Below are 25,981 nucleotides of genomic sequence, written 5' to 3'. Positions count from 1 at the left end.
CTCGCGCGAATAGCCGGCGATCGCAGTTGCGCTTGGCGGCGTGGCGCTGGCTTTGCAGCGAATCTGGCGACGCTATTCCGCGGCTTGTGCGACCTGCGGCAGGGCCGGCGCAGGCTGTGTTCCGCGTCGCAGCAGCCTCGCGAGCAGAACGAGTAGCGACATCAGCGCGAAGCCACCGATGGCGGGTGCAAACTTCCCATCCATGTCGGCAAGATCGGCTTCATTCCCGAACTGTGCCGCCATGCGTGCCGACTGAAGCATGCCGTAGGCGCCGGCGAGCAGGATCAGTCCATAGATGACGCTGCGTTCGCGCGCGCTCGCCAACTGGGCAAGATCGGGAAGCAGCAACGCGAGGCCAATCCCCATCATAGGCAGGTCGTAGTCATAGGCATAGGGGCTGATCATCACCGAGACCATGGCGGTGATGCCGAGCGCGAATGTGGACGATATTTTTCGCGCGGCGCCCTGCCGGACGGCGAGCACGACCGCGATCAACGCGAAGCAGGCGACGATCGCCTGGGCCCAAAAAGCGAAGGTCGGAGGAACGACGGCGCTGCCGACGGCCGCGTAGGCCGAGATCATGCGAAACATCGGATAAAGACCGTGCTCCAGGAAGATGGCTGATTCCCGGATAGCGCGGAGCCAGACGGTCCAGATCTGCCATCCGAACACCAGCGTGCAGATGAGTGAGCTCGCCAGCACGAACATGGTGGCCGTCGCGAGCGCCGCCCAGCGGCGCGCCGGCAGCATGTAGACGCCGGCGGCAATGGCCAGATGCGGCTTGATCACCATCGCGCCCAGTGCGAGACCGGCGAGGACCTGTCGCCGCTCCACGTTGAGGCAGACTAGGCCGATCAGTGCGCCTGTAAGAAAGCCGTTCTGTCCGCAGCCGACCGTGATTGCGAGTGCAGGAAAGATGAGACCATGATCTGCGCGAAATTCTTGCCTGCAATGGCGCGAAGCGTCAGGAGATAGATGGTCAACGTCGCTGTGACAAAAAGGAGATAGGCGACGCCGGCCGGCAGAAGTGCAAACGGTGCCACCAGCAGGTCGAACTGCGGCGGATAGGTCCAGGGCATAAAGCTCGTTGCCCCATTTTATGCTTCGGCCTGAAGCTTTATCAGCGTCTCGAACCGGTAGACCAGATCGAGCTGGCCGCGCCACACCTGTTGCGCGGTGATGTAAAAGGCATCGAAATCCGAGAGTTCGCGGACCTGCCAGGCGCCCCAGCGGCCAAACCTCAAGATCTTGAGCAGGACCATAAAGGCCAGCGCAGCCAGTACGAGCCGGACATAAATCGTCCGCTTCGACGGCGAGGATTGAACCGCTTCCAGCGTCTCGGCAAACATCTGCGACGATCCTGAATTTGACCAATCCGTGGCCTGACAGGCAGGTCTGCGGATCGCCTTTAGACTGCCACCAGAGGTTTAAGGGACGGTAACGGGCGTCGGCCATCCTCGACGAGCGAGGTACCGCGCGTCGTGGGTGTGGACGAGGTTTGAGATTCTTTGCCGCTTTGGCTGACCCCGAAATGATATCCCGCAGCACCGTTTCGCGGTCGGTGTCCTGCTCGTCCGTCTCGCGCCAGGCGCAACCGGCATGCGCTACGAAGTCCTCAAGCACCAAGTAGATGTCGCGATCGAGACGATCGGCCGGCACGATCGAGGGCGAGGAACGCATACGCTTCCTCTGATACTACATGGCGGAGAGACGATCCCGGCTGCAGGGGCGCAAGGGGTAGGCCAGGGCCACTCCACCAGCTTGGCAAGAGCCAGCCTCAGCAAACACTCGGACCACCGCGGTGGTTCCTAATTCTGAAGTCGCAACGCTTGACCCCACGGCTGCAAAGTCTTTGCATGACGTGTCTACCGGCGGGGATCCCCGGGGCGGCAGGGCGCGGAAGAGGAGCGAACGGAGATCGTTGAGGAAATTACAGCTCGCATCATCGCGGACCTGGAGGCGGGCATTTTCCCCTGGGCTCGCCCATGGGGGACAGGTGGCGGCAGTCAGGTTTTCGCGCCTCCCAGAAATGCCGCGACCGGAAAATCCTATTCGGGGATCAATATCCTGATCCTGTGGGGGCAGCTCTTGGAATGCGGCTTCACCATACAACGCTGGCTGACCTTTCGGCAAGCTTCTCAGCTGGGGCGGCACGGTGCGCAAGGGCGAGCACGGCGCGACCGTCTGTTATGCCGATCGCTTCGTTCCCAAGCGCGGCAGCTTTTCCGCTCTCTCCTTAGTCGGAAGCTCAATATGGTCCTACCAGGCGATCTTCGTTCTGGTCGCTGCGGGTGCCATCTTGCTCAAACCAACAGCGTGGGCCGCGGGAGTGGCTCAGTGGTACACGTCCGGGAGAGGCCTCGCACTCGCCGTAATGTTTTGTGGCACCGGACTTGGGTCTGCACTGACGCCGTGGATCGCAGAGTATCTATAAGGCACGAGGGCTGGCGAGTGGCTTATGCCGCCCTTGGATGTCTTTATGCCATCGTGGCCATCCCTTCGTGGCTCTATTCTTTTGTGATAACGCAAACCTGACGTCTCACTCGCAAATTGTTCCGGAACCAGCGATAGAAGGGCTAACCCTGCAGGAAGGTTTGCGATCAGCAAGTTTCTTTAAGATTGCCATTGCGGGAACGCTGATCGTCTTTGTCATCATGACGATGATTGTACACTTCGTCCCGATCATGACGTCTGCGGGTAGATCGCGGGCTGAAGCAGTGGCAATAGTTGGAATGATCGGTTTCGCTTCAATCTTAGGTCGACTCGGGACTGGTGTCTTGCTCGATCGGAGAGCTGCGCATCGCGTCGGCGCAGTCACAAGCCCATTTCCAATGATTCCAGCGGCGCTCCTTCTCACTGGCGGAGCTGCGTGGCTCTACGGAGCTACAACAGTTTGCTGTTCACCTGCTTGCCACTCGTTGCGATATCCGCGGCTCTTGTTTTGAGGACCATACCCAAACCTCAAGTCATCCGACGTTCGGATTTGAGCTACAAAGTGGGAAATCGGCCTTACAAATCGCCAGCATTGATAGTCGCCTTCGATAAATCGAAAGGATCGAGCTGCAGTCCGAAACTCTCGCAAAGTTCGTCAAGCAGGGGCGGGCGGCCGCCGAGATCGAAGAACTGCGGGCTAACCGAGCGTGCTCGCCTTGCCGGACGAGGCGGTCGCTACGGGGCATTGCCGTTGCTCTTGCCCTGGCGGAGACCCTTGCCGAAGATGCCGGGCTTGCGATGAAGGCACGCTAGCGGAAGCTGGATGAGACCTTCCTCGATCTCCTCGAAGCAGCCGCACGCCGCGGCTTCAAGCAGCCCTTCTGATCGGTTACGGGCATGCAGAGCCCTCCGAACTACACCATGGCCCGCGTCAGCCAAAACGCAGACACCGGTGAACCAACCTTTTTGCCTTGAATGCCACTATTGAAGCTGCGCGCGCGGGGATGCTGGAAAAGGCTTTGCCGTTGTTGCGGCCGAAGTCAAAGCTCTAGCAAGTCAAACAGCGGAGGCGACTGATCAGATTGCGGAGCAGATTGAGGATACGTCTGCCCGGCTTTTTGCCAATTCCCCTGCCAGCCGCACTGACGTCCCGGTCCCGCAAACTCAATAGTAGGTTCTCGCAATGACAGCCGTCTGTCCGCGCCACTTGGCGAGTCCTTGCGTAGAAATCGACACGCGCAGAGGCGCGCGTCGAGTTCACTCGCTGCTAAGAAGGAAGCTTGAGGCTGTATGGCCCAAGCAACGGCACCGATAACGAGAGTGAACTCGTTCGCAAAATCGCACGTTTGGCTTTGAAGCGTCCGGCGCGCTGCGGCAGAGGGTAACCGCGCCTCTCAGTTCTCCACGAGCCTGAAGGTTGGTTCCACATCGAGCGGGTGATATCTCGCTGCGCTGTGCTCACACGTTTGGATAAATAGTTCCCTACTATTGCTGAGATTCAATGCGCGTCGTAGGGCGTTGGATCTTCATGCATTTCTCGGATCATCGTGTGCCAGTCTGGCGCGCGGAATCCGGTTCGTTTCGCGAAGTTGCTGCCGTCAAGTCTGCGATCGCAGAAAAAAGTCTCGTCGCGCTCGAGGGTCACGCCGAGCCCGTATTGAGCGTTCACGATCTGCAAAAGCTCGTATTTGCTGATCGGCTCCGAGGCAACGTGCCAGACGCCATCGACGTCCGGATGTTCCGTAATCAATCTTCCGACCAGATCTGACATGGCGTTGGTCGTAAGCCCGGTATAGAGAGCGCCGGCGAATCCCTTCGCGTGCCCGCCGCGTTGCGCAAGGAACCATTCGATCAGACTGGAGCGCCCGCGCAATTCCCTGCCGACGATGGAAGACCGAATGGTCAGGCAGCCGGGCCCCGAAACTTCGCCCAGCAGCTTGCTACGTCCGTACAGATCCTCGGCATCGGTAGGCGAATTCTCCGCAAACGGGCCTTCCCGGCCGGAGAACACGCAATCGGTGCTGAATTGTATCAGGCGGGCGCCCCGCTGCCTGCAAAGTGCTGCGGCTCTGTGCGGAAGCATCGCGTTGGCCGCGATCGAAGTAATGGCGTCCTTCGCCAGATCGAGCTGCTTGATCACGCCGACCGCATTTATCACGACATCAGGACTTGCCGCCTCGATCGCTGCCTGGAGGGCCGTGTCCTGCAAAACATCCACATTCGGCTGAATCTGGTGTGTGCCAGCCAGGGCCAGTCGGGCCGCGGGCGTGTCGGGAATCGAAGATGAGCGTATCGTTCCGGAAATCTGAAAGCCCTGCGCCGCCAGCCGCTGGACAAGCTTGTGCCCAAGCATACCGGTGGCGCCGAGCACGAGCACGTGCGGGACGCGGCGAGCCGTGTGTGGATCAGGCGGCAATTCCGACGACATTCTTCATTTCCACTTACACTTGACGTGGCTCAGCATCTCAGCGGATGGCATCTATCTCACCGGTCTGTCAAGAAATTCCGGATTTCGCGTGGGCGGGCCCGGACCTGAGGCAGGTCGATGTGTCATCTCCGGTCCGTCCGGTGGTTAGGTCCCGCTTGACAAGTTCGAGCCATCAGGCGCACGGCCAGTGCTTAGGGCTTGTTGGCCAAAAAATTCGCTAGCTACCGCGCAGTTGGACCTAATCTCGGGGGTCGACCCCATCAAGTAGGACCTCGACAGTCGTTGTGGAAAGATTGCATCCGATTGACCCCCAGAACGGCCGATGTGCATTTTGTGAGGCAGAGGGTCTGGTAGAAGTCATTGATTTCGGCGAGGCGGCGCTGGCCGGCGGGTTCTTGAAGGAAGAAACATTCGCCCGAGAATCGAAATTCCGCCTGCGGGTGTGTTTTTGCCCGAGCTGCTACGCGGTTCAGGTTCCCGAGAAGGTCGATCCGACCCTCCTCTTCGCCGATTATTTTTACTTCTCGTCGGCGATCCGGACGCTGAGGGAGCATTTCAACGACTACGCGACTGAGGTGGTTGCACGATTTGTCAATCCGCGCCATGCCACCGTGCTCGAATTCGGCTGCAATGACGGCATCCTCCTGAAGCCGCTGTGACTTATACGACGTCCAGGTCTGGGCGCGCGATCATACCCGGCCCGGATCGGCTTTCATCAACACCGGATTGGCGCCGTTGACCTGGCGCGGGGTCAGCAGGCGTCAGACGATCGTGACTTATGCTGTCTACAACGTCTACGTTTCGACTCCCGAGGCCCAGCAATACAATTTCCGGATGGCCGACTTCAAAACACGGAACATGATCTTGACGATTCAGAAAGCTGGGCAGGGCTTGATGAAAACCAATGGCGCGCTTTCAAAAGCCAGTTTGGCGGGGATTACATGGTTCGCAAAGCCGCGTGGAAGGCGCTGTCGTTTCCCGTCGTCTTTGCGAACCACTCATTCGTCATCTACAGGCTTGACGGCTAGTGCGAGCGGCGAAGGCCAGATTTTAACCTGTCACGCACTGGTACTCGATAAGGGGCACCTGCAACGTCAGCTGCGGCGAGAACGCCCCGGCGCAGCTGACGCATTGGATGTCTAGCCCGCATTGGCCTTCAGCCCCGCCGCCTGGATGCTTGCGACCGCACAGGCCTCGTCATTGTCGGAGGTGTCGCCGGACACGCCGACGGCACCGAGCAGCGTTGCGCCATCCATGATCAGCACGCCGCCGGGGACCGGCACCAGCGCGCCCCTGGCGATTGTGTTTACGGAATCGATGAAATAGGCCTGCTCCTGCGCACGCTGGTACAGGGCGCGCGAGCCCATGCCCATGGCGAGCGCACCATAGGCCTTGCCGTGGGCGATCTCGGCGCGCATCAGGCTGGTGCCGTCCTGCGCCGCAGCGATCTTGAGCACACCGCGTGCGTCCAGGATGGTGACGACCAGCGGCTTTAGCTTCAGTTCGGTAGACTTTGCGAAGGCGGCGTCGAGGATCTTGCGGGCAGTGTCGAGCGAGAGGTCAGCCATGGCTGGTTTCCTTTTTAGTGTGAGAAGTGGAATTTGCTCCGGCGCGGTCGAGGCTCATCGCCAGCACGCGCGCGACGTGAAGCGCTTCGCGTTGGGCGCCGTCGTGGATCTGATGCCGGCAGGAGGTGCCGTCGGCGACGACCAGCGTCGTCTTGTCGGCGCGCCGCACGGCGGGCAGCAGCGACAGCTCGGCCATCTCGATTGAGGCATCGTAGGTATCCGCGCCGTAACCGAACGCGCCGGCCATGCCGCAGCAGCTCGATTCGATGGTCTCGACCTTCAGGCCCGGAATGAGCCGCAGCACCTGCTCGACCGGCTTGAAGGCGCCGAAGGATTTTTGGTGGCAATGGCCGTGCACGACGGCCTTGTCGGCGACGGTACCGAGCGGCAGCTGCAGCCTTCCGGCTTCCGCTTCGCGCACCAAAAATTCCTCGAAAGTCAGCGCGTGGGCGCCGACGGCCCTGGCGTCGTTGTCCTTGCGCAGCGAAGCGAGCTCGTCGCGCAGCGTCAGCAGGCAGCTCGGCTCGAGGCCGACGATCGGCACGCCGCGGGCGGCAAAGGGCGCGAACGCGGCCACGAGGCGGTCGAGCTCGGCCCTGGCTTCGTCGACGAGACCGGCTGAGAGGAATGTACGGCCGCAGCAGAGCGGGCGACTGCCGCTCGCCGGCTTGGGCAGGTGCACGCGATAACCGCCCGCGGCGAGCACGCGGAGCGCGGCGTCAAGATTTTCGCGCTCGTAGATGCGATTGAAGGTGTCCGTGAACAGCACGACTTCGCGGCCGGTCTCCGGCCCAACCGCTTCCGCAGGCGGCACGAACACGTCGCTGCGGAAGGCGGGCAGGGCGCGGCGCGCGCTGATGCCGGCAAAGCGCTCGAACAGCTTTCGGAGCAGCGGGCTGCGGTTGCGCAAATTGGCGAGTGGCGCGAAGTGCGATGCGAGACCGGCATAGCGCGGGAGGTAGCCGACCAAGCGATCGCGCAGGGTCAGGCCACGGGACGCTGCGCGGGCAGCGAGCACCTCGATCTTCATTTTGGCCATGTCGACGCCGGTCGGGCATTCGTGGCGGCAGGCCTTGCAGGAGACGCAGAGTTTTAGGGTCTCCATCATCTCGTCGGAGGACAACGCGTCGGGACCGAGCTGGCCGGAGATGGCGAGCCGCAAGCTGTTGGCGCGGCCGCGGGTGACGTCCCTCTCGTTGCGCGTGGCGCGGTAGGACGGGCACATCACGCCGCCCTCGAGCTTGCGGCACGCGCCGTTGTTGTTGCACATCTCGACCGCGCCCTGGAATCCGCCGCCGGCGCCGGGATAGGCGGACCAATCCAGCTTCGTCTTCAACTCGTTGACGCGGTAGTTGGGTTTGAAGCGGAACAGCGAGCGATCGTCCATCCGGGGTGCATCGACGATCTTGCCGAGATTGAGGGCGCCCTCGGGATCGAAGCGCTGCTTCACTTCCCTGAAGTCGGCGACGAGACGCTCGCCGAACATGGTCTCGTGGAATTCGGAGCGCACCAGGCCGTCGCCATGCTCGCCAGAATGCGAGCCCTTGTATTCGCGCACCAGCGCGAAGGCTTCCTCGGCGATGGCGCGCATCGCCTTGACGTCCTTCTCAAGCTTCAGGTTCAGCACGGGCCGTACGTGCAGGCAGCCCTCGGAGGCATGCGCATACATCGTGCCGCTGGTGCCGTGCTTGGCGAAAACCTCGCTCAAGCGCGCGGTGTAGTCGGCCAGGTGCAGCAACGGCACGGCGCAATCCTCGACGAACGAGACCGGCTTGCCCTCCTGCTTCATCGACATCATGACGTTGAGGCCGGCGGCGCGGAAATCGGCGATGCCGCTTTGCAGCGCGGGCTCGGTGACCTCGACCACGCCGCCCCATTTGCGCTGGTCGTTATTCCAGCCGAAGCCGAGATCGCCCATCAATTCGCCGAGTTGCTTGAGGCGCACCAGATTGTCCACCTGGTCCTCTTCGGCGAATTCGACCACCAGAACGGCATCCGGATCGCCCTTGATGGCGGCGGAGATGATCGGCCTGAACATTGCGATGTCGCGGCCGAGCGCGAGCATGGTGCGGTCGACCAGCTCGACCGCGATCGGCTTGAGCTTGACCAGGTGCTGAGCGGCGTCCATCGCCTCGTAGAAACTGCCGAAATGACAGATGCCGAGCGCCTTGTTGCGGATGACAGGCCACAGCTTCAGCTCGACCTTGGTGGTGAAGGCGAGGGTGCCTTCGGAGCCGACCAGGAGATGCGCCATGTTGTTGCGCGCATTGCGCGGCGTCAGCGCATCGAGATTGTAGCCGCCGACACGGCGCTGCAACTTGGGAAAGCGCGCGGCGATCTCGTCGGCCTCGCGGGCGCCGAGATCGAGCATGTCGCGGAACAGGGCTCGCGCGCTGTCGTTCGCATCGAGATCGGAGAGATCACGCGACACCTCGCCGTACCGGCCCAGCGTGCCGTCGGCGAGCGCCGCCTCCATTGACAGCGTGTTGTCGCGCATCGTGCCGTAGCGCAGGCTACGGCCACCGCAGGAATTGTTGCCGGCCATGCCGCCGATGGTGGCGCGCGAGGCCGTGGAGACGTCGACCGGAAACCACAGGCCGTGCTTCTTGAGCTGACGGTTGAGGTCGTCGAGCACGATGCCGGGCTCGACCACGCAGGTGCGGCCGGCGACGTCGAGCGAAAGGATCCGGTTCAGGTGCTTCGAGAGATCGACCACGAGGCCGTCATTGACGGTCTGGCCGCATTGCGAGGTGCCGCCGCCGCGCGGGGTGACCTTCAGGCCCTCGTCGCGGGCGATCGCCAGTGCCCGCAAGGCCTCGTCCATGGTCCTGGGCACGACCACGCCGGCCGGCATGATCTGGTAGAACGAGGCGTCGGTGGCATAGCGGCCGCGGCTGAAGCCGTCGAACAGGACGTCGCCGGTCATTTCCGCGCGCAGGCGCCGTTCGAGCGAGGAGGCGTTTGTCATCCCTGGTCCCGGATTGACCCAGCGAGGCTCAGCCTTGCTGAGTTATTCATTATTTCTCACGACCGATTATATTATGAATTCAAAATGAGCAAGTCGGCCGCCCCTCAGGGTGAGGCCGGTGCGTCCTCTTGGGGCTCGGTCAGGTGCTCGATCGCGGCCGCCCGCTTGTTGCGCAGGTGCTGGAACAGGATGTCGCTGAGCTCGCTGGCGGCGCGGCGGCGCAGCGCGTCGAGGATGGTCTCGTGCTCGCGCATCGCTTCCGCCCAGCGCTGCCGCTTGCGGGCGAAATTGGCGGAGTAACGGACCCGGCGGATGCGGCCTGCGAAGTTGGTGTAGGCGCTCTTCAGCGTCTCGTTGCGTGCGGCCGCGACGATGCTTTCGTGGATGCGCTGGTTGGTTTGGAAATAGCCGTGCATGTCGCGATGCAGATAGTGCCCGTACATCTCGTAGTGCAACTGCTCGATCGCGGTGATTTCCTCATCCGTAATGGCCTCGCAGGCGAGGCGCCCGGCAAGGCTCTCCAGCCCCGCCATGACGTCGAACAGCTCCTCGAGGTCGCGCTGGCTGAGCTGGCGGACGCGCGCGCCGCGGTTGGGCAGAAGCTCGATCAGGCCCTCGGAAGCGAGCACTTTCAGGGCCTCGCGCAGTGGCGTGCGGGAGATCCCGAGCATCGCGCAGAGCTGCCGCTCGGGGACGCGCGCGCCGTCGGGAATATTGCCCTCGACCACGTAGTCGCGCAGCCGCAGCAGGATCTCGCCGTGAAGCGAGGCCTCCTGGCGGTCGCCGCCATTGCCGGCGGGTGGGGCGATCGGAACCCCGGTGTCGGGAATCGTGGATTTCATTTGCAGCACAATAGTTTGCCTGTTCGATCGCGTCGATGTTCACAATCGAATACCAAAATTCGATTGAAATGACAAAAAATGAATGCAGAATGACTCCAAAGTCGGCCAGAGTCCGCCGATAGGGAGGTTTTCATGCACCAGGGACGCCATTTCCTTCAGATTCCGGGCCCGAGCCCGGTCCCCGAACGCGTCCTGCGCGCCATGGACATGCCGGTCATTGACCACCGGAGCGCGGAATTCGGCGAGCTCGGCCGCGCCGTGCTCGAAGGCAGCCAGACAATTTTCCAGACCGCGGGTCCGGTCGTGATCTTCCCCTCGTCGGGGACGGGCGCCTGGGAGGCCGCGATCGTCAATACGCTGTCGCCTGGTGACCGGGTGCTGATGGTCGAGACCGGCCATTTCGCCACCCTGTGGCGGCAGATGGCAGGGCGATTCGGCATCGAGGTCGACTTCGTGCCCGGCGACTGGCGCCGCGGCGCCGATCCCGCATTGATCGAGGCGAAGCTCACCGAGGACAAGGCGCGCGCGATCAAGGCCGTCATGGTCGTGCACAACGAGACCTCGACCGGCGCGACCAGCCGCATCGCCGAGATCCGCGCCGCGATCGACCGCACCTCGTATCCGGCGCTGCTGATGGTCGACACCATCTCCTCGCTCGGCTCGGTCGACTACCGCCACGACGAGTGGAAGGTCGATGTCAGTGTGAGCTGCTCGCAGAAGGGTTTCATGCTGCCGCCCGGTCTCGGCTTCAATGCGATTTCGGAGAAGGCGCGCGCAGCCGCGAAGACCAACAAGATGCCGCGCTCCTATTTCGATTGGGAGGAGATGCTCAAGCCCAACGCCAACGGCTTCTTCCCCTACACGCCGGCGACCAATCTGCTCTATGGCCTGCGCGAGGCCATCAGGATGCTGCTCGAAGAGGGGCTCGACAACGTGTTCGCGCGCCATCAGCGGCTGGCTGCGGCGACGCGTGCCGCCGTCAGTCACTGGGGTCTCGAGATCCTCTGCCAGGAGCCCTCGGAGTTCTCGCCGGTGCTCACCGCGGTGTTGATGCCGCCGGGCCACGACGCCGATCAGTTCCGCAAGATCGTGCTCGACAATTACAACATGTCGCTCGGCTCGGGCCTGTCGAAGGTCGCCGGAAAAGTCTTCCGTATCGGCCATCTCGGCGAATGCAACGCGCTGACGCTGCTCGGCGCGCTCACCGGCGTGGAGATGGGCCTGTCGGTTGCGGGCGTGCCGCATCGCTCCGGCGGCGTCGACGCCGCGATGAAGCTGCTGGAGCAGCGCCCGCAGGGCAATGCCTCGCCGCATCTGAAAGTGGTCGGCACCCAGGTCGCGCGGGACACGCAAGGCCAATCATAAAAAGCAGTCAGGGAGGGTGGAGATGGGAATTCGGTTCAAGGCCACGCATGTCGTCTTGGCGATGCTCTGCGCGATGTATTTCATCACCTATGTCGACCGGGTGAACATCGGCACCGCCGCGAGCGAGATCCAGAAAGAGCTGGGTCTGTCGAACACCCAGCTTGGCCTCGTCTTCTCCGCCTTCGCCTATCCCTATCTGCTGTTCCAGGTGATCGGCGGCTGGGTCGGCGATCGTTTCGGGCCGCGCAAGACGTTGTTCTGGTGCGGCATGATCTGGGCGGCGGCGACCATCTCGACCGGCTTCGTCAACGGTCTTGCCGCACTGTTCGTCGCGCGCTTCGCGCTCGGCTTCGGCGAGGGCGCGACCTTCCCGACGGCAACGCGCGCGATGCAATACTGGACGCCCGCGAACCGCCGCGGTTTTGCGCAGGGACTGACACACTCGTTCGCGCGGCTCGGCAATGCCGTGACGCCACCAGTGGTGGCGCTGCTCATCCTCTGGCTGACCTGGCGCGGCGCGTTCGTCGTGCTCGGTCTCGTCAGCCTGGTCTGGGGCGTCGTCTGGGTCTGGTACTTCCGCAACGAGCCGAAGGAGCACGCCTCCATCACCGAGGCCGAGCTCGCCGCACTGCCGCCGCGCCCGACCGGCGAGCGGCCGCGCGTGCCGTGGGGGCCGTTGCTCGGCCGCATGTGGCCAGTGACGCTGACCTATTTCTGCTACGGCTGGTGCCTGTGGCTCTATCTCAACTGGCTGCCGCTGTTCTTCAAGAACAACTACAATCTCGACATCAAGAACTCGGCGCTGTTCGCCTCCGGCGTGTTTTTCGCCGGCGTGGTCGGCGACAGCGTCGGTGGCGTGCTCTCGGACAAGATCCTCGATCGCACCGGCAATGTCCGCCTGGCGCGGCTGAGCGTCACCGTTGCGGGATTTACGGGGGCGCTGCTTTCGCTGTTTCCGATCCTGTTCGTCCACGACATCACGATCGTCGCGCTGTGCCTGTCGGCCGGCTTCTTCTGCGCCGAGCTGGTGATCGGCCCGATGTGGTCGATCCCGATGGATATTGCCCCGAAATATTCCGGCACCGCCTCGGGACTCATGAACACCGGCTCGGCCTTCGCCGCCATCGTCTCCCCGCTCGTTGCCGGCTTCGTGATCGACGCGATCGGCAACTGGTACCTGCCGTTCCTGATGTCGATGGGGCTGCTGTTGCTCGGTGGCTTTTCCGCCTTCCTGATGCATCCGGAGCGTCCGTTTACGGAGGCCGAGGGGCGCCTGCCGGTCGGAAAGGTGGTGGCCGCGGAGTAGGGGCGGCGGAGGCCCGCCGCTTATGCATGGGAGGCGTCTTAAGGAGAGGGGACAAGCCGGTCAAATGGTGCTATTCGGCGCCCATCAAAATCAAGGCTAGACCGGGAAGGACGCCGATGACCGTGCACACTGGAAGGCATTTCTTACAGATTCCAGGACCGACCAACGTGCCCGACCGGGTGCTGCGGGCGATGGACATGCCGACGCTGGACCATCGCGGTCCGGAGTTCGCGGAGCTCGGTTTTGCGGTCCTCGCCTCGATGCAGCGGGTGTTCCGCACCCAGCAGCCCGTGATCATCTTCCCCTCGTCCGGCACCGGTGCCTGGGAAGCGGCGATGGTCAACGTGTTCGCGCCGGGCGACAAGGTTTTGATGTGCGAGACCGGCCAGTTCGCCGTGCTGTGGCGCGGCATCGCCGACAAGTTCAAGCTCGACGTCGACTTCATCCCGAGCGACTGGCGCCATGGCGCCGACCTCGCCGAGATCGAGAAGCGCCTTGCCGCCGACAAGCAGCACACGATCAAGGCGGTCTGCGTCGTCCACAACGAGACCTCGACCGGCTGCGTGACGCCGCCGCTCGAGGTGCGCAAGCTGCTCGACCGCCTCAAGCATCCGGCCCTCCTGATGGTCGACACCATCTCCGGCCTCGGCTCGATGGAATACGAGCACGATGCCTGGGGCATCGACGTCTCGGTCGCCGGCTCGCAGAAGGGCCTGATGCTGCCCCCGGGCCTCGGCTTCAACGCCGTCTCGGAGAAGGCGCTCGCGGTGGCGAAGGCCAACCCCGGCATGCGCTCCTACTGGGACTGGCTGGAGGTCATCTCCTTCAACAAGCTCGGCACCTTCCCCTACACGCCCGCGACCAATCTGCTCTACGGCCTGCGTGAAGCGGTCAAGATGCTGGAAGAGGAGGGGCTGGAGAATGTCTGGACCCGCCACAAGCGCCACAGCGCGGCGACCCGCGCCGCGGTCAAGGTCTGGGGCCTGGAGACGCAGTGCGCCGATCCCGCCGCACACTCGCCGGCGCTGACCGGCGTGCGCGTGCCCGATGGACACGACGCCGACGCCTTCCGCAAGGTGGTGCTCGAAAACTTCGACATGTCGCTCGGCACGGGCCTGAACAAGGTCAAGGGCAAGGTGTTCCGCATCGGCCATATCGGCCATTTCAACGACCTGATGCTGATGGGCACGCTCGCCGGCGTCGAGATGGGCCTGGATCTTGCAAAGATTCCGCACCGGAGCGGCGGCGTTTTGGCGGCCATGGACGTCCTGAAGGGACGCGATGCGGTGCCGATGGCCAAGGCTCAGGTGGCCTAAAGGCTCAGGTGGCCTGAACTAACCCAGAAAGTGAGCGCGCGATGAACGCACCGACGACGACCAACGAAGACCTGCTCTACTCCGTCCAGGACGGCATCGCGCGGATCACCTTCAACCGCCCACAGGCGCGTAACGCAATGACCTTCGCCATGTATGACCGCATGGCGGAGATCTGCCAGGAGATCAACGCCGATCGCTCGATCAAGGCGCTGATCCTGACCGGCGCCGGCGACAAGGCGTTCGCCTCCGGCACCGACATTTCGCAGTTCCGTGCGTTTAAGACCGCGCAGGACGCGCTCGACTACGAGGCCCGCATCGACCGCGTGCTCGGCACGCTCGAGCAGTGCCGTGTGCCCGTGATCGCGGCGATCGTGGGAGCCTGCACCGGCGGCGGCGCCGGCATCGCGGCCTGCTGCGACCTCCGCATCGGTACCGAAACCACGCGCATCGGCTTTCCGATCGCACGCACGCTCGGCAACTGCCTGTCGATGTCGAACATCAGCCGCGTCGTCTCGCTCGTTGGTCCCGCCCGCACCAAGGATCTGATCTTCAAGGCGCGCCTCGTCGAGGCGCAGGAAGCGCTGTCGCTCGGCCTGCTCAACGAGGTCGTGCCCGACGTCGAGACGCTGCAGCGCCGTGCCGACGAGACCGCCAAGCTCGTCGCAAGCCATGCGCCGCTCACGCTGGAAGCGACCAAGGAGGCGGTGCGCCGTATCCGCCCCACGCTGTCGCGCGAAGAGGGCGAGGACCTGATCCTCAAGGCCTATATGAGCGAAGATTTCCGCGAGGGTATGGACGCCTTCCTCAACAAGCGTACACCGAACTGGAAGGGCAAGTAGCGTGCAACACTACGTCTCCGCGTCTCGATCACTCAACTCGCGGCCGCGGGACCGCCGAAGCACCGACCTTGCAAGCGGCGAGGTCAACCCGGCCAGAAATAGCCCCAGCGCAAAAGCAATTGTTCGCTCAGCCAGCCGATCCAAATAGCGGGCGCCATAAAGAGTCCGAACGGCAGGAGTGCCGTACGTCGCAGCGACCGCCGTCGCACGACAGCATTGGCGGTGTAGGCGGCAATCGCCGAAAGTGCCGCCAATTCGATCACCGCAGCCGCCGTTGGGAGTTCGAGCCAGGCACCGGCAACTGCGGCAAGCTTGACGTCCCCAAGTCCCAATCCGTTTTGGCCGCGCCAGTGGCGGTAGAACAACAAGAGAAGAAACAACGGCAGACTTACCGCTGAGGCGCGAAACACCAGCCACAGCATGGATGATGCACTGGCATTGGGTAAGATTAATCCGCGTAACAAAGCAATTCCGAAAGCCGCGGCGGTCAGCTCGTTTGGAATGAGGTAGTGGCGGGCGTCGTTGCAGGCGATGCCGAGCATTAGGGCGGCGAGGTATGCACCTAACAGCCCATCCGCGCCCGGCGCGATCATGAGGCTTGTGACAACGAACACGAATACGACAACAGCGAATACCAAAGTGCTTTGAACTACCTCTGATTTTCCTCCGGTGGAATTTCGATTGAAATAGACCATAGGCTCTCGGCATCTGCGAAATGAGGAAACGCGCCCGTTCTTCACTGAAGCGACTGGAGTCGGTTGCATCCGGCGTGCTGGCCCATCCGCCCGATGATCTCGCGGGCTTTGTGGCACAAAGCTGTGACAAATTATCTCTCACCGCCAAACAGCAGGTAATTCCCGAACGATCGTAGGGAGCAACCCGAACTGCAACGTTGATTTGAGGGCTCGCCTTCTATTCCAGTCCCGAGATTTCGGCGGTCGAGCTTGCAATCGATCTCATTCCAAAGTCATAAGCTGAGCGGCGCCGGGCCGGCTTGAACTGGCCGGCATTCGCCCGCACAATGCAATTCGCATTGCTTCGCGAATTGCCAATCCGAACAAGAACATAGGCGAAAATTTGGGGAGACGCACGTGGGACATGGAATGAAGGCCGCGGTCGTGCTGGCCGCTGCGCTTTGTGGCGCGCCGGCTTTTGCCGGCTGGGAGCCAACCAAGCCCGTTGAGATCGTGGTGGCCGCCGGCGCGGGCGGCGCCTCCGACCAGATGGCGCGGATGATGCAGGCCGCCATTCAGAAGAACAATCTGATGAAGCAGCCGATCGTCGTCTCGCTCAAGGGCGGCGCCTCGGGCGCGGAAGCGCTGATGTACATGAAGTCCAGCGAAGGCGACCCGAACAAGGTGCTGATCGCCTATTCGCTGATCTACATGCTGCCGCTGTCGGCGAAGATCCCGTTCAACTGGCGCGAGCTGACGCCGGTCTCGGTAATCGCGCTCGACCAGTTCGTGCTGTGGGACAACAGCGCAGGTCCGAAGACGGTGAAGGAATTCGTCGCGGCCGCGAAGGCGGCCAGTTCGCCGTTCAAGATGGGCGGCACCGGCTCCAAGCGTGAGGATCACGTGCTGACCGTCTTCCTCGAGCAGAAGACCGGCGCAAAATTCTCCTATCTGCCCTACAAGTCCGGCGGCGAGGCCGCGACCCAGCTCGTCGGCAACCACACCGAGTCCAACGTCAACAACCCGAGCGAAAATCTCGAAGTCTGGCGTGCCGGCCAGGTGCGCCCGCTCTGCGTGTTCGACAAGGAGCGCATCTCCTACACCAGCAAGGTGACGGATACGCAATCCTGGGCCGACATCCCGACCTGCAAGGAGGAGGGCGTCGACGTCCAGTATCTGATGCTGCGCGCGATGTTCCTGCCCGGCAAGGTCACGCCGGAGCAGCAGGCGTTCTATGTCGATCTGTTCCACAAGGTGACGCAGACCGCGGAATACAAGGACTACATGGAAAAGCAGGCGCTGAAGCCGATCTTCCTCACCGGCAAGGACATGGTGCAATTCCTCGAGGAGGACGACGCTACCAACAAGTCGCTGATGACGGAAGCCGGATTCGTCGCGAAGTAGCCGTCTCTCTCTTCGCTCTCCCCGTTCTTACGGGGAGAGGGCAGGGGTGAGGGGCTCCCTCCCCGAAGAGAGTGGCAGACGGATTCGCGGAGAGTCCCCCTCACCCGGCGCTTCGGCGTTCTAGAAAACGGGCCGCGGACGCGGCCTCTGCCTCTCCCCGCAAGCGGGGCGAGGTGACATCACTCCCGGCTTTTGCAAAGCAGCTCATGTCCCAAACCGATCTTGAAATCGTCGTCGACGATCCGACCGCGCCTGAAGACGACTCACCCTCCGTCGTCTCCTCCGGCACGATCGAGATATTCGTCTGCCTGCTGTTGCTCGCGTTGGCCGCAACGCTCGGCTACGACAATTGGCGCACCGGCGCTTCCTGGGATTCGACCGGGCCGGAGCCCGGCTATTTCCCGTTCTATCTCTCCGTCATCCTCGGTGGCGGCAGCCTCTATGGCCTGATTGCGGCCTTCGTGGCGCACCGCGCGGCATCCGAAAGCTTCGTCACGCGTGCGCAAGCGCGCCGTGTGATAGCGGTGTTCGTGCCGACGCTGCTGTTCTGCCTGGTGATGCAGTTCCTCGGCCTCTACGTCGCGAGCTTCCTCCTGATCGCGGGCTTCATGCGGCTCGTCGGCAAGATCGCGCTGTGGAAGTCGCTGCTCACTGCCTTCCTGTTCACGGCGATCATGTTCGTCACCTTCGACATCGCCTTCGACGTCATCATGCCGAAAGGGCCGCTCGAAGCGGCCTTCGGCTACTAGGCGCTCACGATGGAAGCTTTCGGTCTCTTGCTTCATGGCTTCGCCGTCCTGCTGACGTGGAAGACGCTCGTGCTGATGATGGTCGGGTTGGTGCTCGGCATCTTCGTCGGCGTGCTGCCCGGGCTCGGCGGCCCCAACGGCGTTGCGATCCTGCTGCCCCTGACCTTCACGATGGATCCGACCTCGGCGATCGTGATGCTGTCCTGCATCTATTGGGGCGCGCTGTTCGGCGGCGCCATCACCTCGATCCTGTTCAACATCCCCGGCGAGGCCTGGTCGGTCGCGACCACGTTCGACGGCTATCCGATGGCGCAGCAGGGTAGGGCGGCGGAGGCGCTGACCGCGGCGTTCACGTCCTCCTTCATCGGCTCGCTGGTCGCGGTGCTGCTGATCACCTTCCTCGCGCCGATGATCTCGTCCTTTGCGTTGAAGTTCGGCCCGCCCGAGTTCTTCGCTGTCTATCTGCTGACCTTCTGCTCCTTCGTCGGATTGGGGCGCGAGGCCAAGCACAAGACGGTCATCTCGATGTCGCTCGGCCTTCTGCTCGCCGGCGTCGGCATGGACACGGTGTCGGGCAATCTGCGCATGACCTTCGGCTCGGCCGAGCTCTTGCGCGGCATCAACTTCCTCGTTGCCGTCATCGGCCTGTTCGGCATCAGCGAGATCCTGCTGACGATGGAGGAGCGGCTGGCGCTGCGCGGACACGCGGCGAGCATTTCGCTTCGCGTCGTGCTCAGCGTCTGGAAGGATCTGCCGAAATACTGGGTGACGCTGCTGCGTTCCTCCTTCATCGGCTGCTGGCTCGGCATCACCCCGGGCGGCGCGATCGCGGCCTCCTTCATGGGTTACAACCTCGCAAAACGCTTCGCCAAGGATTCCGAGAGCTTTGGCAAGGGCCGCATCGAGGGCGTGTTCGCACCGGAGACGGCGGCGCATGCCTCCGGCACCTCGGCGCTGCTGCCGATGCTGGCGCTCGGCATTCCTGGTTCCGGCACGGCCGCGATCCTGCTCGGCGGGTTGATGGTGTGGGGACTCAATCCGGGTCCGCTGCTGTTCGTGGAGCACAAGGACTTCGTCTGGGGTCTGATCGCCTCGATGTATCTCGGCAATGTCGTCGGCCTCGTGCTGGTGCTGACGACGGTGCCGATCTTCGCCTCGATCCTGCGCGTGCCGTTCGCCGCGGTGGCGCCGATGATCGTGGTGTCCTGCGCGATCGGCGCCTATGCGATCCAGAACGCGATGTTCGACATCTGGCTGATGCTGGGCTTCGGAATCGTCGGCTACGTTTTCAAGAAGATCGGCATCCCGCTCGCGCCGTTCACCCTGGCGCTCGTGCTCGGCAACCGCGCCGAGGATGCCTTCCGCTTGTCGATGATTGGGTCCGGCGGCAACCTCAAGGTGTTCTGGTCGAACAGCCTGGTCGGCTCGATCACAACCTTGGCGATCGTGCTGCTATTTTGGCCTGTGATCGACCGCTTGCTGCGCTGCGTCGGATGGCTGCGGCGGGCGAAGCCTGCCGCTTGACCCAAGCGGATTGGAAACTGGAGCGCTGAACGTCGTGAACACCACGGGATATGGGAGCCAGTGGCTTTACGATTGCAAGCGCGACTGCGGGCTTGATCAAGGCGACGCTCAGCAACGTCAAGGTGATCAACGCGGCCAGCGGTATCGGCGTGGGTGCCGGCGCCGCCGTTCACCTCAGCAATTCGGTCGTGTCAAGCAACTCGGTTGCCGGCATTGCCATCTCGGGCGGCGGCATCAACATTGACGCCACGACGATCTCCTTCAACACGATCGGCGTCAAGCAACTCGGCCGATCGGTCGACCTGTCCAACAACGACCTTTCTCCGCTATGTCGGCTCGCGTTTCGACGGTTTGCGTAAGATCTAGATCGTTGCTTAAGCCGTCAATGCGCGGCCGATGGTGATCACCGCGGCGGCCCGGATCCGAAAGGCCGGCGGTCGCGACGCGGCCGTTCTTTCGCACCACCTTGGCGTTCCGGAGCGTCGCGATCTAGTCTGCACTGAGGCCGAACTCCTTCAAGATCTCGTCGGTCTGCTCGCCGAATTCCGGCGGCCGCGCTACCATCTTGCTCGGCGTGCGCGACAGCGTGACGGGTTGGCCGACCAGTCGAATGTGGCGGTCCTCGTCGTTCGGCACGTCCTGAGCGCAGTCTTTGCGTGGGGTAATGGCTGAGAGAGGTCGGAGAATTCTCGCCAAACGGATGAACTTGCACGCAGATCTCGCAGCTCTTCTAGGGAGTGTCGGGAGTCTTCTCAACCATGGCATTCATATGGAGCCGGGATTCAGATTGCCGTCCGGCCCGCGCGCTGCTTCCTATTGGAGCGACGTGATCACGCACCGCCAGAAATCCTGCTTGACCCCAACTTCGCCCTCGAAATCGGTGTTGCCGATGATGTCTCAGAAGTGGATGATTGGGCCGTGAGGATGCAATTCATCTGCGACGTCTTAGAGAAAGGCATCCTGACAAAATCGAACGCCGCAAAAAGCAGATGAAAAAAGGGAGTAAGGCTGTTCTGCAGCGATGGCCGTGCAGCTGACACCTCCGCGAGGCCAACGCGCTTTAATTCGTTAATGGCGCTTACGCTCCAGAATGGGGCGCCTTGCGTATACGAGCAATTCAAAACATGAAGGCCCGCGGATTCACAGTGACGAATGAAGCTAGGTTTGGTGAAGAGAACAAAATGTCGAGGCGTGTGATATCCTCCCCAGGAACGATATCTAAAAATACGAGCGTCTAGCGAGTCGTAGTTGGGCGTTTTAATCCAAATGAGACCACCAGGAGAAAGCAGGCTCTTTGCCTTTTTCAGTATCTTGATCGGATCTGGAACGTGCTCGATCAGGTTTAGCATCAAGATCAAGTCGAACGTTTTTTCAGTCTCGAAGCCTTCAATAGGCGTGAGGTGAAAGTTGTGACCTTTGGCGCGGGCGACATCGGCCGCTCCAGCATCAATGTCTACGACCGTTGTATCAGCAATTCTGGAATCGGCTCTCTTCAGCCCGTCGAGGAGCCAACCGATTCCGCCTCCAACGTCTAATGCAGACAGGCGTTCTCCATTGAGTTGTTTGGTGATTGCTTGGAAAGCCCTGTCGTCAAGACGCTTCTTGAAGCGTAGTGCCAAGGTATCGGCTGCATTGGCGTGAAACGAATAATAGTTGGATGGATAGATTTCATTCAGCCGATCCGACAGCATCGGGTAAATGAACAGAATATCGCAGCTGTCACAGCGGTAGAAATCGAAGAGCCTGCCGGATGTAAAATACTCAATGTCGTTGGCTTTCGCGAAATGACGCACAGAACCATCGGCACAAATCGGGCACGTTATTTTGGTCATGTGAACCTGAAGAGACTGAGGAACGTTTTCAAATATGTGGAGCGACGCTGCTCGATAACCGATGCTAACTCCGTCTTGAGGAGATATGCCTCCATTTCATGCAAGTTGGTATAGGAAACCTGCGGCTCCCAGTGGTGCAGTAGGTGGCGATTGAATCCCGCGGCTCCGAATACCGAAGCGAATATGCCGGGTCCAAACACCCTCGTATAGGCGCCATGATCATGCTCATTGTAATCGACACATGGATCCGCAGAGGGGTCTCTATGTTCCAGCAACTGGCGAAGAGCGCCGAAGAGGGGGAAAAACATCACGGTCCCCAGGACCCACGCGGCGCAAAAAAGTAGCTCGCGAGAAAAGAAGGAAATCGTGACGATTGCAATGTGCGCAAGGAGACCCATGGGCCTGACCCATGTGCCTCGATCGACCCTCTTGGCTTTAGCTTCGAGTTCGGTGCGCGACCGCAGCACTTCCATCACTCGGACGCCAAACAGAGCCTTGATCAGAAATGCCAGATTAAGCGAGGAGAAATAAGTCGATTCGCTGTCGTCGATTTTGCCGAGCGCGCGATGGTGCTGAAAATGGGTGATGCGGTACCGCTGAACAGATGTCCCTATCATCCAAGCAACCAGAATGTTGCATAGAAAATCACTCTGTCCTCTATCAGGGGCGAAATTGAAGTGAGCGCCTTCATGAAGGAACAGTTGCAGGTAGGCGATCCAGAAGCCAATAGAGATTGCACCAGCAAACACAGTAAATAGCAGTCCATAGTCCATTTGCACGGGCACGGCGCGGACAGACGCAAAAGTAACAATCAGCGCAAAGTAGCCGAGCGCAATATCCAGATAGAGCCTCGTATAGTTGGGCGTCAGCGTCTTGATGAAGTCCGCGTATCTGAGACCTTCGTCATTTACGAGAAATGGCCTTAGTTCCTGAAACCTTCGCGAATAGTCATCATTACTATCGATCATTTGCCGTCACCCCGGAGATGGTTCGCCGCCTGAGCGTGCGCCGAGCGTCATTGGTTTCGCCCCCGTCTGGCTCAAGTTGAAGAGGTCAGGTTAATATTTCCATTCCCGGTCCATCCTGCGATAGACGCGTTGAGCGAGAACGGACAGCGAACGGTAGCCGGGCGCAACAAACCGATGGATCATTAGATTCCCCCAGCGGGGCGACGATCTAATTCGCAACCTCTAATCGAGCAACTCATGACCGACCCTTCGGCGCCGATACCAAGTTGCGCACCGTCTCACTTCTACAGTTCGCCTGGTGGCGCTACGGCTGTCGCGCACTCGCCGACTACCGCGCGAGCGGTGGCGTTAACGGCGGGCTCGGCGGCTCCGAGGCGCGGCCGCGCAATATCGCGCTGCTTGCGTGGATCAAATACTGAGAACTCGCTATGAAAATCTGGAACTACCGATCGCAGGACCCAAGCCGGACAACTCTTCCCTGGTGTCGCGGCACTGAATCGCCCGCGCATCTCGCGAGCAAGCCGGCTCGGTGTCGTCGTGACGCACGCTTGCTGTTCTAAGGCACCGGCGGTCTTGCCTATGGGCGGGTCTCGACCTCAGGTAGCGTAGGCGCGATCAATGTTGGCGGCTTCGGGGGCGCCGACGGCAGAACGTTCACGCCGGTTGCGGCAAGCTTCAACAGCAGCACGACGAAGGTCGGCTGGAGCGCGGGCGCGGGCATCGAAGGCGCCTTCGCCGACAATTGGAACGCCAGGCTCGAATATCTCTATGTCGATCTCGGAAACGCCTCGGGCTCGCTCGCAACGCCCGTGATCCCGCTCAGCGGCGCACCGCTGGTTGTCGGGTATCGCTCGCACTCCACCGACAACATCCTGCGCTTCGCCGTGAATTACCGCTTCGGCGGCGCCCGGGGTTGTGGCGTTGCTGCCCGAGTGCGCTACAATCGAGCGTTATCCCCGGCCGACTTGTGCGATTTTCTCAAGCTGCTCGACGAATACAAGCCTGATGCGACACTGCTTGAGCTGGACACGCCGGGGGTCACGCTGCTCCACTGCCTGCCGGACTGGCAATGCATCTTCAGCGACAATGTGGCGGTCGCCCATCGGCGGTTGGATGTGTTGTAGAATTAGTTCAGGCGGTACCAAAGGCGGCGTATTGGGCGCCGAGCGGAATACGCCTCAAGGCGCCCTCGACGCGGCGTGCCGGCTCTGCCTCCCAGGGCAACAGTAGGAAATGATGTGCGCCGATCTTCTGCAAACCGCTAGCCGCCATCAATCTCCGTGCCTTGCGAGCGCTGAGCAACACGGCGTCGCGATCGAATTCGCAGCGCGCAACGGCAAGGCGGGTAAGCGGATTGAGGGGATTGTGCTCGATGATGCAGATAAGGCCCCCCGGGCGCGCCACGCGCCGCATCTCATTAATGAAATTGGTCCATTGGGCAGGCGCGACGTGGTGCAGCACGCAAATCGCAGTCACGATATCGAAACTGTCGTCGTCGAAGGGAAAGCTCCTGCCGTCGAAGGCGCGGTACTCGCCGCCGGGATTGTCGGCGCGCGCCTGCTCGATACTCTCCGATGAAACATCGATGCCGGTCAGGCTGCCGACCATGCCGCGCAGCAACGGATGAAAGCTGCCGACGCCGCAACCGACGTCGAGCATCGCGGGTCTTGCCGATCCGAGACGCCGCGCGGTCAGGTCGCGCAGGAGGTCGGCTTTGGAGCGCATGAAGAAGCTGTGGGGCAGGCCCGAGAAGTCGATCGATGATTGGACGACGTCCCGGTAATTGCTGCGGTACTGGTCGAAGAGCTCGCTCATGTGGGCTCACTATTCGTGCATGGCGTGAGCTGCGGCGCTCGCCGGCGCAGCTTGGGCGCGATCGAAGCCCAACCGCTTCTGCACGACGTAGAGTGGACGGTGCTTCACCTCGGCGTGAATGCGGCCGATGTAGAGCCCGACGATGCCCGTCATGAGCATGTTAAGTCCGCATAGGAGCGATATGACGACCATGGTCGAGGACCAGCCGGCAACCAGGTGGCTGTCCTTGCTCATCCACAGCACAAGCACCCAGCCGCCGTAGAGGAGGGCCAGGCACGACACCAAGAGCCCACACCAGATTGCCAGGCGTAAGGGCACATCGGAAAAGCCGAGCGCTGCAGCCAACGCAAGACGGGTCATCTTGAGCAGAGGATATTTTGTTTCGCCGGCCGCGCGCTCAAGGCGATGGAAGGTCACTTCAGTCTGCCGGAAGCCGAGCCAGGCGATCATGCCGCGCACGAAGCGGTCCCGCTCCGGCATCTGGCGCAGCGCGTCGAGCACCTTGCGATCGATCAGGCGGAAGTCACCGACGTCGGCGGGAATCCGAACCGAGGTCATGCGCCCGAGTATCCGGTAGAACAGATGGGCCGTCGAGCGCTTAAACCGGCTTTCGCCAGCGCGCGACAGGCGCCGCGCATAAACGACTTCGTAACCTTCTTCCCATTTGGCGATGAGTTGCTCCACGACCTCAGGCGGGTCCTGCAGATCGGCATCCATAACCACAATCGCTTGGCCCTGCGCCGCGTCCATGCCGGCGGTAATAGCGACTTGGTGGCCGAAATTGCGCGACAGGCCGATCAAGCGATAGCGCGGATCGCGTTTGACGAGTGCTTCCAGTACGATGGTGCCGGAATCGCTGCTGCCATCGTCGACAATAATGACCTCCGCCGGCCCGTTGAGCCGGGTCAGCAGGAGGTCGAGCCGGCGCAGCAATATCGGGAGAACGGCCTCTTCATTGAAGACCGGGACAATGATGCTGTAGCTAACCGTCCGGGAATCGATCGCCATTCGGGTTCATTCCGCTTTGAATGGGCTGAAATCTAGAGCACCTGTGGTTAAGGCAGCCTTGCATGAACAACTAGGAACGGCCGGAACGGAGACTCTTTTTTCGTGAAAACCGGGATGGAGGGTCAATCAGGCTTGTCCGGTCGGGCCCGGCGGCCCCGAACGGACAGGCATCCAACGATTTACCCAATGCGAGACTGCCCCTGTCGTGAGTGGACTCAGACGACGCCCGCCTCCCTTAGTCTTTCGATGCCCTGCGCGATCTGATCGAAGCCCGGCCGCTTGTGATAGGGGCCGTCCTAGCCAAAGCCGGAGATGCTGCCTTAAACGATGCCCGGATTGATCGTATGCCGAGCTTCTTCTTGACGTCGGGCCGGAAATTCTCGACCACCACGTCCGCCTTGGCCGCGAGGCGCTTGAACACGGCGAGCCCGCGTTCGTCCTTCAGGTTCAGCGTCATCACCCGCTTGTTACGATGCAGATTCTGGGAGTCCTGGTCAAACGGTTTGGTCGGCTCGACCATGAGCTGGCAGTCTGCCGCTCTTCTGGGCGAGGCGGATCGAGGCAGCGGCTTGGGAGGCAAGAACGGCGGCTAGCCCGCCATAGACGATCGGATCGATCTTCCGCCAGAAGGCTTCCACTCCACCGACCAGCGTTCAAAGCCCCTGATTCCAGTCACGAACTAGCGACCGCACGCGCCGGCGATGACACGAAGATTTTGAACCTTTCTCGGGGCCAAGGCACTACCCTGATAATCTTGAGGGTACGGTTCTATGACTATCGTTTATATCGTCGGCTGGGTTTTATTGGCAGCGGTGCTGGTGGCTACGCTGAGCATAAAGAAAAGGCCGTTGTGTTGAGCGCAGTTGCTTGATGCCTTACCAGGGAAGGTTAGCGATCGCGTAGGCAACAATCGCGAGTAGCGCAATCCAACCGGACGACACG

At 61.8% G+C, this 25,981-nt stretch carries 23 protein-coding genes and 5 pseudogenes; 14 read left to right on the top strand and 14 right to left on the bottom strand.

Annotated features, from left to right (window positions below; translation table 11 throughout):
* Nucleotides 1-72 precede the first annotated feature (72 nt).
* Genes ACKWRH_RS31400 through ACKWRH_RS31390 form a run of 3 tightly spaced genes read right to left on the bottom strand, consistent with a single transcriptional unit; the run spans nucleotide 73 to nucleotide 1,349 of the window.
* Nucleotides 73-900 carry a glycosyltransferase family 87 protein gene (locus ACKWRH_RS31400; RefSeq protein WP_445222500.1) on the bottom strand — a complete coding sequence of 276 codons (828 nt, stop codon included), beginning with the start codon at nucleotides 898-900 and terminating at the stop codon, nucleotides 73-75.
* Entirely contained in the window at nucleotides 855-1,079 is a 225-nt protein-coding gene (locus ACKWRH_RS31395; RefSeq protein WP_445222499.1) for a glycosyltransferase 87 family protein, read from the bottom strand. Before ACKWRH_RS31395 ends, ACKWRH_RS31400 begins: the two co-directional genes overlap by 46 nt.
* 18 nt (nucleotides 1,080-1,097) lie before the next feature.
* Nucleotides 1,098-1,349 carry a hypothetical protein gene (locus ACKWRH_RS31390; protein ID WP_445222631.1) on the bottom strand — a complete coding sequence of 84 codons (252 nt, stop codon included), beginning with the start codon at nucleotides 1,347-1,349 and terminating at the stop codon, nucleotides 1,098-1,100.
* Between the two features lie 568 nt (nucleotides 1,350-1,917).
* On the opposite strand from ACKWRH_RS31390, the pseudogene ACKWRH_RS31385 reads away from it, so the two are divergent.
* Nucleotides 1,918-2,209: pseudogene (locus ACKWRH_RS31385) on the top strand (ArdC-like ssDNA-binding domain-containing protein); the annotation flags it as partial.
* A gap of 1,180 nt (nucleotides 2,210-3,389) precedes the next feature.
* A pseudogene (locus ACKWRH_RS31380) lies at nucleotides 3,390-3,535 on the top strand (methyl-accepting chemotaxis protein); the annotation flags it as partial.
* A gap of 396 nt (nucleotides 3,536-3,931) precedes the next feature.
* Here the strand turns inward: ACKWRH_RS31380 and ACKWRH_RS31375 are convergent.
* Nucleotides 3,932-4,861 carry a dTDP-4-dehydrorhamnose reductase family protein gene (locus tag ACKWRH_RS31375; protein ID WP_445216665.1) on the bottom strand — a complete coding sequence of 310 codons (930 nt, stop codon included), beginning with the start codon at nucleotides 4,859-4,861 and terminating at the stop codon, nucleotides 3,932-3,934.
* Between the two features lie 293 nt (nucleotides 4,862-5,154).
* Here ACKWRH_RS31375 and ACKWRH_RS31370 point away from each other — a divergent pair, with 293 nt between their 5' ends.
* Nucleotides 5,155-5,520, top strand: coding sequence for a class I SAM-dependent methyltransferase (locus ACKWRH_RS31370; RefSeq protein WP_445216664.1), 366 nt, complete (start codon nucleotides 5,155-5,157; stop codon nucleotides 5,518-5,520).
* A gap of 480 nt (nucleotides 5,521-6,000) precedes the next feature.
* Here ACKWRH_RS31370 and ACKWRH_RS31365 read toward each other — a convergent pair whose 3' ends face one another.
* The 3 genes from ACKWRH_RS31365 to ACKWRH_RS31355 all read right to left on the bottom strand — a co-directional run bounded on the left by ACKWRH_RS31365 (nucleotide 6,001) and on the right by ACKWRH_RS31355 (nucleotide 10,239).
* Nucleotides 6,001-6,429, bottom strand: a complete 429-nt coding sequence (locus tag ACKWRH_RS31365; protein WP_445216663.1) for a GlcG/HbpS family heme-binding protein — start codon at nucleotides 6,427-6,429, stop codon at nucleotides 6,001-6,003.
* On the bottom strand, nucleotides 6,422-9,397 hold the full coding sequence (locus ACKWRH_RS31360; RefSeq protein ID WP_445216662.1) for an FAD-binding and (Fe-S)-binding domain-containing protein: 2,976 nt from the start codon (nucleotides 9,395-9,397) through the stop codon (nucleotides 6,422-6,424). The genes ACKWRH_RS31365 and ACKWRH_RS31360 overlap by 8 nt, the downstream gene beginning before the upstream one ends.
* 104 nt (nucleotides 9,398-9,501) lie before the next feature.
* Complete coding sequence (locus tag ACKWRH_RS31355; RefSeq protein ID WP_445216661.1) at nucleotides 9,502-10,239, bottom strand: GntR family transcriptional regulator; 738 nt, start codon at nucleotides 10,237-10,239, stop codon at nucleotides 9,502-9,504.
* A 132-nt stretch (nucleotides 10,240-10,371) separates the two neighbouring features.
* On the opposite strand from ACKWRH_RS31355, the gene ACKWRH_RS31350 reads away from it, so the two are divergent.
* The 4 genes from ACKWRH_RS31350 (at nucleotide 10,372) to ACKWRH_RS31335 (ending at nucleotide 15,065) form a co-directional block, all read left to right on the top strand.
* Entirely contained in the window at nucleotides 10,372-11,604 is a 1,233-nt protein-coding gene (locus ACKWRH_RS31350) for a pyridoxal-phosphate-dependent aminotransferase family protein (protein ID WP_445216660.1), read from the top strand.
* A gap of 22 nt (nucleotides 11,605-11,626) precedes the next feature.
* On the top strand, nucleotides 11,627-12,910 hold the full coding sequence (locus ACKWRH_RS31345) for an MFS transporter (protein WP_445216659.1): 1,284 nt from the start codon (nucleotides 11,627-11,629) through the stop codon (nucleotides 12,908-12,910).
* 116 nt (nucleotides 12,911-13,026) lie between these two features.
* Entirely contained in the window at nucleotides 13,027-14,226 is a 1,200-nt protein-coding gene (locus ACKWRH_RS31340) for a pyridoxal-phosphate-dependent aminotransferase family protein (RefSeq protein ID WP_445216658.1), read from the top strand.
* A gap of 41 nt (nucleotides 14,227-14,267) precedes the next feature.
* Nucleotides 14,268-15,065 carry an enoyl-CoA hydratase/isomerase family protein gene (locus ACKWRH_RS31335; protein WP_445216657.1) on the top strand — a complete coding sequence of 266 codons (798 nt, stop codon included), beginning with the start codon at nucleotides 14,268-14,270 and terminating at the stop codon, nucleotides 15,063-15,065.
* A gap of 83 nt (nucleotides 15,066-15,148) precedes the next feature.
* Here ACKWRH_RS31335 and ACKWRH_RS31330 read toward each other — a convergent pair whose 3' ends face one another.
* Nucleotides 15,149-15,760 carry a prepilin peptidase gene (locus ACKWRH_RS31330; RefSeq protein WP_445216656.1) on the bottom strand — a complete coding sequence of 204 codons (612 nt, stop codon included), beginning with the start codon at nucleotides 15,758-15,760 and terminating at the stop codon, nucleotides 15,149-15,151.
* A gap of 408 nt (nucleotides 15,761-16,168) precedes the next feature.
* On the opposite strand from ACKWRH_RS31330, the gene ACKWRH_RS31325 reads away from it, so the two are divergent.
* From ACKWRH_RS31325 to ACKWRH_RS31310, 4 genes are all read left to right on the top strand, one after another.
* A complete protein-coding gene (locus ACKWRH_RS31325) occupies nucleotides 16,169-17,143 on the top strand; it encodes a Bug family tripartite tricarboxylate transporter substrate binding protein (RefSeq protein ID WP_028149699.1) in 975 nt (324 codons plus the stop codon).
* A gap of 206 nt (nucleotides 17,144-17,349) precedes the next feature.
* Nucleotides 17,350-17,892 carry a tripartite tricarboxylate transporter TctB family protein gene (locus ACKWRH_RS31320; protein ID WP_354096907.1) on the top strand — a complete coding sequence of 181 codons (543 nt, stop codon included), beginning with the start codon at nucleotides 17,350-17,352 and terminating at the stop codon, nucleotides 17,890-17,892.
* A 9-nt stretch (nucleotides 17,893-17,901) separates the two neighbouring features.
* Nucleotides 17,902-19,416 (top strand): tripartite tricarboxylate transporter permease, encoded by a 1,515-nt coding sequence (locus tag ACKWRH_RS31315; RefSeq protein WP_445216655.1) that lies wholly within the window; start codon nucleotides 17,902-17,904, stop codon nucleotides 19,414-19,416.
* A 92-nt stretch (nucleotides 19,417-19,508) separates the two neighbouring features.
* Nucleotides 19,509-19,775 (top strand): right-handed parallel beta-helix repeat-containing protein, encoded by a 267-nt coding sequence (locus ACKWRH_RS31310; protein WP_445216654.1) that lies wholly within the window; start codon nucleotides 19,509-19,511, stop codon nucleotides 19,773-19,775.
* Nucleotides 19,776-19,905: 130 nt separating this feature from the next.
* Here ACKWRH_RS31310 and ACKWRH_RS31305 read toward each other — a convergent pair.
* The 3 genes and pseudogenes from ACKWRH_RS31305 to ACKWRH_RS31295 form a co-directional block, all read right to left on the bottom strand.
* A pseudogene (locus tag ACKWRH_RS31305) lies at nucleotides 19,906-20,061 on the bottom strand (CoA transferase); the annotation flags it as partial.
* 185 nt (nucleotides 20,062-20,246) lie between these two features.
* Nucleotides 20,247-21,248, bottom strand: coding sequence for a class I SAM-dependent methyltransferase (locus tag ACKWRH_RS31300; RefSeq protein WP_445216653.1), 1,002 nt, complete (start codon nucleotides 21,246-21,248; stop codon nucleotides 20,247-20,249).
* Entirely contained in the window at nucleotides 21,245-22,216 is a 972-nt protein-coding gene (locus ACKWRH_RS31295; protein WP_445216652.1) for a fatty acid desaturase, read from the bottom strand. The genes ACKWRH_RS31300 and ACKWRH_RS31295 overlap by 4 nt, the downstream gene beginning before the upstream one ends.
* Nucleotides 22,217-22,482: 266 nt before the next feature.
* On the opposite strand from ACKWRH_RS31295, the gene ACKWRH_RS31290 reads away from it, so the two are divergent.
* From ACKWRH_RS31290 to ACKWRH_RS31280, 3 genes and pseudogenes are all read left to right on the top strand, one after another.
* On the top strand, nucleotides 22,483-22,635 hold the full coding sequence (locus ACKWRH_RS31290; protein ID WP_445216651.1) for a hypothetical protein: 153 nt from the start codon (nucleotides 22,483-22,485) through the stop codon (nucleotides 22,633-22,635).
* 195 nt (nucleotides 22,636-22,830) lie between these two features.
* Nucleotides 22,831-22,959 (top strand): annotated as a pseudogene (locus ACKWRH_RS31285) (outer membrane protein); the annotation flags it as partial.
* A 66-nt stretch (nucleotides 22,960-23,025) separates the two neighbouring features.
* Complete coding sequence (locus tag ACKWRH_RS31280; protein WP_445216650.1) at nucleotides 23,026-23,340, top strand: hypothetical protein; 315 nt, start codon at nucleotides 23,026-23,028, stop codon at nucleotides 23,338-23,340.
* Between the two features lie 7 nt (nucleotides 23,341-23,347).
* On the opposite strand, the gene ACKWRH_RS31275 is transcribed toward ACKWRH_RS31280, so the two are convergent.
* The 3 genes and pseudogenes from ACKWRH_RS31275 to ACKWRH_RS31265 all read right to left on the bottom strand — a co-directional run.
* Nucleotides 23,348-24,031, bottom strand: coding sequence for a class I SAM-dependent methyltransferase (locus ACKWRH_RS31275; RefSeq protein ID WP_212454617.1), 684 nt, complete (start codon nucleotides 24,029-24,031; stop codon nucleotides 23,348-23,350).
* A 9-nt stretch (nucleotides 24,032-24,040) separates the two neighbouring features.
* Nucleotides 24,041-25,039 (bottom strand): glycosyltransferase family 2 protein, encoded by a 999-nt coding sequence (locus ACKWRH_RS31270; protein WP_445216649.1) that lies wholly within the window; start codon nucleotides 25,037-25,039, stop codon nucleotides 24,041-24,043.
* Nucleotides 25,040-25,338: 299 nt separating this feature from the next.
* Nucleotides 25,339-25,529 (bottom strand): annotated as a pseudogene (locus tag ACKWRH_RS31265) (CoA transferase); the annotation flags it as partial.
* Between the last annotated feature and the right edge of the window lie 452 nt (nucleotides 25,530-25,981).

The sequence above is a fragment of the Bradyrhizobium sp. Pa8 genome (assembly GCF_052588265.1).
This window is presented reverse-complemented; position numbering and strand designations above follow the sequence as displayed.